Source organism: Muriicola sp. (assembly GCF_049669965.1).
In the GTDB taxonomy this organism is placed as follows: Bacteria; Bacteroidota; Bacteroidia; order Flavobacteriales; family Flavobacteriaceae; genus Muriicola.
In genome coordinates this window covers 1-8,255 of the sequence record NZ_JBATLB010000043.1, presented here as the reverse complement: position 1 = coordinate 8,255, position 8,255 = coordinate 1, and the positions used below count along the sequence as shown (strand labels likewise).

Genomic DNA, 8,255 nt, shown 5'->3' with positions numbered 1-8,255 from the left:
GGCTGTTAGGGTAGACCGGCATTGTAGAAATGCTTTGGAGGTAGCACAGTTTCTGGAAGGTCATACAAATGTACAATGGGTGAAGTATCCATTTTTACCTTCACATCCCCAGCATAAGTTGGCCAGGAAACAGATGAAAGCCGGAGGCTGTGTACTTGCTTTTGAGGTAAAAGGAGGCGTAAAGGCCGGCAGGAAATTTTTCGATGCAATTAAGCTCTTGTCACTTTCTGCCAATTTAGGCGATTCCAGGAGTATTGTTACCCATCCCGCTTCCACAACACACAGCAGGCTTTCCGAAAAAGAACGTATGGAAAGTGGTATCACAGATGGTATGGTTAGGATCTCTGTGGGTCTTGAACATATTGAAGATATCATTGGCGATATCTCACAGGCATTAGATGCCATATGCTGAATAGTGTATTCCCCTCTTTTAGCTATATTAGCTCTATGCTTTCCAAAAAAACCAAGTATGGCCTGAAGGCCCTGACCTTTCTGGCAAATAGGCCAGACCGTAAACCTATTGCAATTGCAGAGATTGCAGACCATGAGAATATTTCTCAAAAGTTTTTAGAAAGTATTTTACTAACCTTACGCCGAACTGGGTATTTAGGATCGAAAAAAGGCAAGGGTGGAGGGTATTACCTAATCAAGGACCCTTCTGAGATCCCAATGACCACCGTGATGCGCGTCCTTGAAGGACCCATTGCCATGGTGTCTTGTGTTAGCCTTAATTTTTATGAGCAATGCGAAGACTGCCCGGATGAACAGGCTTGCTCAGTGCATAAACTAATGCTGAAGGTTCGGGATAGTGCGCTGGAGGTATACAGGCATACTACGCTGGCAGATCTGATGGTTTAAGTGCCAAATTCCTAATAGAGAGGAGTGTTTGCTGAAAATATTAAAATCAATCAGCTCTATTGTAATTAATCTATTAAAACTGTAGGGTAAAGAACCAATTAATCGAGGTTTCTAATAAGAATAACTTTTGAAAATACTATTTTTGAATAATCTAGTAAAACTATAGGGTATATAATAGATTAAGAAATTACAAAGAGCTCGTTCATGAAGTTTACCAATCAGCATTTACAACATCTTAATGCACAGTTCAGAGGAATACCCACGGAGGAGATCATAGGATGGGCACTAGACTATGCAAGGTCTGCTGTTGTAACCACTAATTTCGGCCCTTTTTCTGCCTCTATTCTCCATGCAGTAACTGCTATAAAAAACGATGTTCCGGTTATTTGGTGTGACACAGGTTATAATACAGAGGCTACCTATAAACATACAGAAGATGTAATGAAAACCCTTGATCTGAATATAAAGATCTATGTTCCTCAACAAACAAGAGCCAGGAGGGATGTACTGATGGGAATCCCGGATATTGAAGATCCAAGACATGCGGAATTTACGCAGCAGGTAAAACTGGAACCATTTCGCAGGGCTTTTCGTGAGCACCAACCCGATGTTTGGTTTACAAACATACGAAAGGGACAGACGGCATATCGTGATACCTTAGACATACTTAGTATAAGCAAGGATGGAATCCTAAAGGTAAGTCCTTTTTATCACTGGAATGATCAACAGCTAAGCGCCTATCTAAAACATCATCATTTGCCAAATGAACCGAATTACTACGATCCCACCAAGGTGCTTCAAAATAGGGAATGTGGAATACATTTGTAGTTTTATTCTTTGGGCAGGTCACCTAAGATCGTGCCCGGAATAATCCGGGTAAAAATTCCCTGATTTACTTGTTTTTATTGCTGTTGTGGTGTTACTTTGTGTTAGTTCAAATACACATTGAAATTTGTTATCAAGAAAGGTGGAGGGACTAGACCCTGTGAAACCTTAGCAACCCTTTATCTATTAAAGAAGGTGCTACATTCTATCGCGCACAAGCGTGACAGATAACGTACAATTAGGTAGTTCTGCCTTTTTCCATTCTTGATAGTTCACATTTTAGTGGTAATACACCTCAAGCTAATTCGTTTAGAATAACCGGTGGTGTGCAAGTTTGATAAGTATCGATGATGAAAAGAATAGAAGAGCTTTTATCCAAACGTATCCTGGTGTTAGACGGAGCCATGGGAACTATGCTTCAGCAATATAACTTTACTGAGGAAGATTTTCGGGGAGAACGATTTCAAGACTGGCCCCATTCTTTGCAGGGGAACAATGATTTATTATCTCTTACCCAGCCTCAGGCCATTGCTGAGATCCATGAGAAATATTTTGAAGCAGGTGCAGATATTGTGGAAACCAACACCTTTTCCGGAACTTCTATCGCTATGGCAGATTATCATATGGAAGACCTGGTTTACGAATTAAACTTCGAATCAGCCAGAATTGCCAAAGAAGTTGCCAAAAAATGTACTGCCAGAGACCCTCAGAAACCCAGGTTTGTGGCAGGTAGTATTGGCCCTACCAATAAAACGGCAAGCATGTCTCCGGATGTGAACGATCCCGGTTTCCGTGCAGTATCGTTTGAGGATCTGCGCCTTGCCTACAGGGAACAAGCGGCGGCCCTTATAGATGGGGGAGTAGATCTTTTATTAGTAGAAACTGTATTTGATACGCTTAACGCGAAGGCTGCCTTGTTTGCTATTGAGGAGATTAAAGAAGAAAGAGGGATAGAGGTCCCTATAATGATAAGTGGTACCATTACAGATGCTTCGGGCCGTACTTTATCTGGGCAGACGGCAGAATCGTTTCTGATATCGGTATCCCATATCCCTTTATTATCCATTGGTTTTAACTGTGCTGTGGGAGCCAGTCAGTTAGTACCCCATCTGGAGGTATTATCGGCCAAATCGGGTTTGGCAATATCTGCCCATCCCAATGCAGGCTTGCCAAATGCCTTTGGGGAATACGATCAGAGTCCGGAAGAAATGGCCGCACAAATTAGGGAGTACCTGGAAAAAAATCTCATAAACATTGTTGGTGGTTGCTGTGGAACCACCCCTTCACACATAAGAGCCATTGCTACATTGGTTCAGGAATTTGAACCCAGACAATTATTGACCCCTGTATGGAAGTAAAGAAACTACATATCGTAAAAGACCCTTCCACATCCCTGTTTGAGGAAGACAATAACCTCGACAGGAAACTCCTGAAACTCGCAGGCCTGGAACCGCTGATCATTAGCCCGGAAAGTAATTTCATCAATGTGGGTGAACGTACAAATGTTGCCGGGTCCCGTAAATTCCTTCAACTGATTAAAGAGGGGAAATACGATGCTGCTGTAGAGATTGCCAGGAATCAGGTGGAAGGCGGTGCACAGATCATAGATGTGAATATGGACGATGGCCTCATTGACGGGAAGGAGGCGATGGTGAAATATCTTAACCTGATTCTCGCGGAACCGGATATAGCCAGGGTGCCCATCATGATAGACAGTTCCAAATGGGAGATCATCGAGGCTGGTTTACGGGTGGTTCAAGGGAAATGCGTGGTTAATTCCATCAGTCTTAAAGAAGGGGAAATGGAATTCCTCAGACAAGCCAAACTAATCCGTTTATACGGTGCAGCAGTGATCGTTATGGCGTTTGATGAGAAAGGACAGGCAGATAATTACGATCGCCGTCTGGAAATAGCCTCCAGATCGTACGATCTCCTGGTGAACAAGTTAAATTTCCCTCCGGAAGACATTATTTTCGACCTGAATATTTTTCCGGTAGCAACCGGCATGGATGAGCACAAACGCAATGCTGTAGATTTTATAGAAGCCACCAAATGGGTTCGGGAAAATCTCCCCCATTGCAGTGTGAGCGGGGGCGTAAGTAATGTTTCTTTTAGTTTTAGAGGAAATAATACGGTACGTGAGGCCATGCACTCGGTCTTTTTGTACCATGCCATCAAAGCGGGCATGAATATGGGGATCGTTAATCCTGCCCTGCTGGAGGTTTATGACGATATTCCCAAGGACCTTCTTGAACACGTAGAAGATGTGATCCTTAACAGAAGGCCCGATGCCACCGAGCGCTTATTGGAATTCGCAGAAAAGGTGGTGGGGAAGGCAAGGGAAAGCAAACTAGATCTTTCTTGGCGCGAAGAACCTTTACAAGACAGGATAACCAGGGCACTGGTAAAAGGTATAGATCAGTATATAGTTGCCGATGTAGAGGAGGCGCGCCAGGCATCTGCTCAACCCATTGAAGTGATAGAAGGTCATTTAATGCATGGAATGAATGTAGTAGGTGATCTGTTTGGCAGTGGTAAAATGTTTCTTCCTCAAGTGGTAAAGTCGGCCCGGGTCATGAAAAAAGCGGTAGCCTATCTCACACCATTTATTGAAGCTTCCAAAGATGCCTCTTCCAGGGGAGCAGCCGGTAAGATCCTGATGGCAACAGTTAAAGGTGATGTGCACGACATTGGGAAGAACATCGTTAGTGTGGTGCTTGCTTGTAACAACTACGAGATCATAGACCTTGGTGTTATGGTGCCACCGGAAAAGATTATTCAGAAGGCAATTGAAGAACAGGTAGATATTATCGGACTAAGCGGTTTGATCACTCCTTCTCTGGATGAAATGGTCTTTCTTGCCAAGGAAATGCAGCGTCAAAACTTTTCGGTTCCTTTGTTGATAGGGGGTGCTACTACCAGTAAAGCACATACGGCGGTAAAGATAGATCCACAGTATAACGCGGCCGTAGTGCATGTAAATGATGCCTCAAGGGCAGTCACCGTAGTGGGCGATTTGCTGCAAAAGGAGCGCTCTCAGGGATATAAAGATCAATTAAAACTCGAGTATGAATCTTTCCGTGATAAATTCCTGGAAAGAGGAAAACACAAGGATTATATTTCACTTCTGGAGGCCCGTAAGAACAAAATGTCCATATCCTGGAATGCCGATGAAATTGTAAAACCACGGAGGCCCGGCATCCAGGTCATAAAAGAATTAGACCTTGGGCTTTTGACGCCTTTTATAGACTGGGCCCCTTTCTTCAGGAGTTGGGACCTCCACGGGAAATATCCTGAAATCCTCAGTGATGCGGTGGTAGGCGAACAGGCAAGAGAACTTTTCGAAGATGCCCAAAAGATGCTGGCGGAGATCTTAGATAAGAGACTGCTGCAGGCAAAGGCTGTATTTGGGATCTTTAGCGCAAATAGCATTAACGAAGACGATATCCAGGTAGAGGATACTGATAGAGGAAAGAAGTACGTATTCCGTACCCTAAGACAGCAACTTAAAAAAAAGAAAGGAGTACCGCATCTTGCTCTTGCCGATTTTATTGCGCCGAAGAATATGGGAATCGAAGATTATGTAGGTTGTTTCTGCGTTTCTGCGGGCTTTGGAACTCAGGAACTGGCCCAAAAATATGAGGCCGCCTTAGATGACTATAATGCCATTATGGTAAAGGCCCTGGCAGACAGATTGGCGGAAGCTTTTGCTGAGTATTTACACCTCGAAATTAGAACTAACCACTGGGGGTATGCAACCGGAGAATCGCTCAGTAATGAAGAGTTAATACGGGAAGCATATAAAGGAATCCGCCCGGCGCCAGGTTATCCAGCCTGTCCGGATCACCTGGAGAAAAAGACCATTTGGGAACTTTTGAAAGTACAGGAATCCATAGGGGTACAACTTACAGAAAGTCTGGCCATGTGGCCTGCAGCCAGTGTAAGCGGGTATTATTTTGCACATCCGGAAGCCAAGTATTTTGGCCTTGGAAAAATAACAAAAGATCAATTAAAGGATTACGCCAAACGCAAAGGTATGTCTGTTGAAATGGCTGAAAAATGGCTATCCCCCAATTTAGCACAGCAATAATAGTTGTAAACGAGTATGAAAGTAACCGAACATATTGAGAAAGCGAAAGGTAAAACCCTCTTTTCCTTTGAGATCATTCCACCCGTAAAGGGACGCAGTATTAAGGAATTGTACGACAATATTGACCCACTTATGGAATTCAATCCACCCTTCGTGGATGTAACCACTTCCCGGGAAGAATATGTATATATAGACAGAGACGGCCTTTTCGATAAGAAATTAACCAGAATGCGACCAGGCACTGTCGGAATTTGCGCCTCTATAAAACACAAGTACGATGTGGATACAATTCCTCATGTACTTTGTGGTGGATTTACCAGAGAGGAAACAGAGTATCTTTTAGTAGACTGCCATTACCTGGGCATAGAGAATGTAATGGCCCTGCGCGGAGATGCCATGAAAGAAGAGACCTATTTTGAACCTACTAAAGGAGGGCATACCTATGCTTCAGAACTGGTGGTACAAATCCATAACCTCAATGCCGGCCAATACCTGCATGAAGTGATAGAGACAGATAATTGTTCAGATTTTTGTATAGGGGTTGCCGCTTATCCCGAAAAACATTTGGAGGCTCCTTCCTTACAAACAGATCTAAAATGGTTGAAAAAGAAAGTTGAGCTGGGGGCTCACTATATTGTTACCCAGATGTTCTTTGACAACCAAAAATTCTTCGACTTCGTCAAAGCAGCAAGAGCGGCAGGGATTACAGTTCCCATAATTCCCGGCATAAAACCGATAGCTGTAAAGCGTCATCTGCAATTGCTTCCTCAGGTTTTCCGTATCGATCTTCCGCAAGACCTTATTGAAGCCGTAGAAAAATGTAAGAATAACAAAGAGGTACGCCAGTTGGGGATAGAATGGGCCATTGCCCAATCTAAGGAACTAAAAGAGGCTGGTGTGCCAGTTCTGCACTATTATTCCATGGGCAAAAGTGAAAATATTAAAGAGATTGCCAAGGCAGTATTTTAAGGCCAATTAGTTTCCGGCTTCCAGCAGATACATCGTCCGAATAATTCCTATTTTTACACCCCATGAATACCAGAACGCTAATTTTATACCTACTTGTTGGTTGGGGATGCTTTTCACAACAAACAGAGACCCCTCGTTCTTGGAACCTGGACCTGAGCCCTTTTTACGGCTCAATTCTTTTGCACAATACAGACATTTCCCATTTGATCAGTGAGCACCCCACTGGATTAATTCTTGGATTCAATAAACAAACCTATGGGTATGAGGGGTGGGAAGAGTATTTTAATTATCCGGAAACAGGATTTTCTTTGGTGTATCAGGATATGAACAACACAACCTTAGGTCGTAACCTGGGTATTTATGCTCATTACAACTTCTATTTTTTAAAGAGAAATTTGCAGTTTAGAATAGGTCAGGGTATTGCCTACAATACCAATCCCTATGATAAGGTTGAGAATTTCAGGAATAATGCCTATGGATCTCATCTGCTTAGTTCTACCTATTTAATGATGAATTACCAAAAGGCACGTCTATTCAAAAGAGTAGGTGTAAAGGCAGGGATCTCTGTAATTCATTACTCCAATGCCAACGTAAAGGCGCCAAATACTTCTACCAATACATTTGCATTTAATGCCGGCCTGGTCTATGAGCTACAAGGCGAGGAACCAATCGATTTTATTATACAAGAAAAACAAGAGCGTGTACAAGAACCCATTAAAGCTAATTTGGTTTTTAGAACAGGGATCAACGAAAGCGATGTGATCAATTCCGGGCAATATCCTTTTTATATTCTGTCTGCCTATGCGGATAAACGAATTGGAAAGCTGAGTGCCATTCAGCTCGGAACGGATATATTTTTCTCAAATTTTCTAAAGGATCTTATCAGATACCAGGCGGTCTCATTTCCGGAACTCAACGTTGATCCTGATGAAGATTTTAAACGCGTGGGCATCTTTGTGGGGCACGAACTTTTTATAAATAAGATGAGTATTATTACCCAGCTTGGGTATTATGTTTATTACCCCTTTGATTTTGAGGGCCAGGTGTACAACCGGGTTGGGTTAAAGCGATATTTTGGCGAGAAATGGTTTGCAGCTATTACCCTTAAGTCGCACGCTGCAAAAGCGGAAGCGGTAGAAATTGGTGTAGGGATCCGATTATAAAAATGATAAATAGAGTATGATTAAGACTGGGCGTTTACTATTCTCAATGATTATAACACTCCTCCTGGGATGTAATGGCGACAATGTTCCCGATTGTTTTCAAAATGCCGGTGACATTGTACAAGAAGAGGTGAGCCTTCCACCCTTCGCCAAGATCACTGTTTTTGAGAATATTGAAATGATCCTTAAAGAAGGCCCGGTGCAGGAAGTGGTCATAGAAACCGGGGAATTCTTACGGTCCGAAGTCACTGCAGCGGTAGAGAACAACAGATTGGTAGTAAGAAATACTAATAATTGCAATTTGTTTCGGGAATATGGGATCACAAAGATCTTTGTGACCTCTCCAAATA

General features: G+C 42.9%; 8 protein-coding genes and 1 riboswitch. All 8 genes read left to right on the top strand.

The genetic code is table 11. From position 1 onward, the window contains the following. On the top strand, window positions 1-412 hold a 412-nt coding region (locus WBM49_RS02580; protein WP_424370502.1), incomplete at its 5' end, for a PLP-dependent transferase. Window positions 413-447: 35 nt separating this feature from the next. Then, window positions 448-858, top strand: a complete 411-nt coding sequence (locus tag WBM49_RS02575; RefSeq protein ID WP_424370501.1) for an RrF2 family transcriptional regulator — start codon at window positions 448-450, stop codon at window positions 856-858. A 204-nt stretch (window positions 859-1,062) separates the two neighbouring features. Beyond that, on the top strand, window positions 1,063-1,686 hold the full coding sequence (locus WBM49_RS02570; RefSeq protein WP_424370500.1) for a phosphoadenosine phosphosulfate reductase family protein: 624 nt from the start codon (window positions 1,063-1,065) through the stop codon (window positions 1,684-1,686). 124 nt (window positions 1,687-1,810) lie between these two features. Beyond that, window positions 1,811-1,917: riboswitch (SAM riboswitch) on the top strand. A gap of 116 nt (window positions 1,918-2,033) precedes the next feature. Next, window positions 2,034-3,041, top strand: coding sequence for a homocysteine S-methyltransferase family protein (locus tag WBM49_RS02565; protein WP_424370499.1), 1,008 nt, complete (start codon window positions 2,034-2,036; stop codon window positions 3,039-3,041). Then, on the top strand, window positions 3,032-5,773 hold the full coding sequence (metH, locus tag WBM49_RS02560; RefSeq protein WP_424370498.1) for a methionine synthase: 2,742 nt from the start codon (window positions 3,032-3,034) through the stop codon (window positions 5,771-5,773). The genes WBM49_RS02565 and metH overlap by 10 nt, the downstream gene beginning before the upstream one ends. A 15-nt stretch (window positions 5,774-5,788) precedes the next feature. Then, window positions 5,789-6,742: a methylenetetrahydrofolate reductase [NAD(P)H] gene (gene metF, locus WBM49_RS02555; RefSeq protein WP_424370497.1), complete on the top strand. Its 954-nt coding sequence runs from the start codon at window positions 5,789-5,791 to the stop codon at window positions 6,740-6,742. A gap of 62 nt (window positions 6,743-6,804) precedes the next feature. Further along, the gene (locus tag WBM49_RS02550; RefSeq protein WP_424370496.1) at window positions 6,805-7,905 is read left to right on the top strand and encodes an acyloxyacyl hydrolase; all 1,101 of its coding nucleotides are present in this window, start codon (window positions 6,805-6,807) and stop codon (window positions 7,903-7,905) included. A gap of 46 nt (window positions 7,906-7,951) precedes the next feature. Beyond that, a partial coding sequence (locus tag WBM49_RS02545) for a GIN domain-containing protein (protein ID WP_424370495.1) occupies window positions 7,952-8,255 on the top strand: 304 nt, incomplete at its 3' end.

Coding starts and splice junctions, on each gene's coding strand:
- metF (WP_424370497.1), top strand. CDS start 5,789: ATGAAAGTAACCGAACATATTGAGAAAGCGAAAGGTAAAACCCTCTTT.
- WBM49_RS02550 (WP_424370496.1), top strand. CDS start 6,805: ATGAATACCAGAACGCTAATTTTATACCTACTTGTTGGTTGGGGATGC.
- WBM49_RS02565 (WP_424370499.1), top strand. CDS start 2,034: ATGAAAAGAATAGAAGAGCTTTTATCCAAACGTATCCTGGTGTTAGAC.
- WBM49_RS02570 (WP_424370500.1), top strand. CDS start 1,063: ATGAAGTTTACCAATCAGCATTTACAACATCTTAATGCACAGTTCAGA.
- metH (WP_424370498.1), top strand. CDS start 3,032: ATGGAAGTAAAGAAACTACATATCGTAAAAGACCCTTCCACATCCCTG.
- WBM49_RS02575 (WP_424370501.1), top strand. CDS start 448: ATGCTTTCCAAAAAAACCAAGTATGGCCTGAAGGCCCTGACCTTTCTG.